Source organism: Flammeovirga aprica JL-4, from assembly GCF_012844305.1.
Classification (GTDB): Bacteria; Bacteroidota; Bacteroidia; order Cytophagales; family Flammeovirgaceae; genus Flammeovirga; species Flammeovirga aprica.
The window spans coordinates 1-532 of record NZ_JABANE010000436.1 but is presented as its reverse complement, the minus strand read 5'-3'; the positions used below and the strand labels follow the sequence as shown (position 1 = coordinate 532).

The following is a 532-nucleotide window of genomic DNA, read 5'->3' as shown; positions in this document are numbered from 1 at the left end:
AAATAAAATTGCCCATCGAAATTCGTTTTACGCCCAGTGTCGATAAGGTGCTGAAGTCAGCCAGCTCAGGCATACACATTACGTTTAAGGGTAAAGGCACGTGGTGAACGATGGCGGTAATATCCTCCGCGCGGGTGACGCAAGGCACAAAAAAACCGCATGCGCCGTGTTTGGCGTAGAGTTGACCGCGATAGAGCGTTTGAACCAGCGCATCTTGTACGTTGAGAAGAAAGGTATCGGTGCGGACATTAACAAACAGACCGGGACAGGCGCGGGTTATTTCCTGCAGTTTGACGGCAAAGCGCTCCGCATCGTCAAGACGACGCGTACCATCCACCACATGACTATCCTCGAGATTTATTCCACTCACGCCGAGATGCGCTAGACGCCGGATATTGTCAATGATGTGGCTGGTTGTCGCGCCGTAGCCCGCCTCTAAATCGACGCTTAACGGCAGTTCGCTAACGGTTTTGATGCGTGAGACGACATAAAACAGCTCGTCAAAACTCATCTCTTCGCCATCTTCATACCC

The 532-nt window shown here is 51.5% G+C and carries 1 protein-coding gene; it reads right to left on the bottom strand.

Going from position 1 to position 532, the window contains the following annotated elements; genetic code table 11:
- A partial coding sequence (locus HHU12_RS34810) for an isocitrate lyase/PEP mutase family protein (RefSeq protein ID WP_169661249.1) occupies window positions 1-532 on the bottom strand: 532 nt, incomplete at both ends.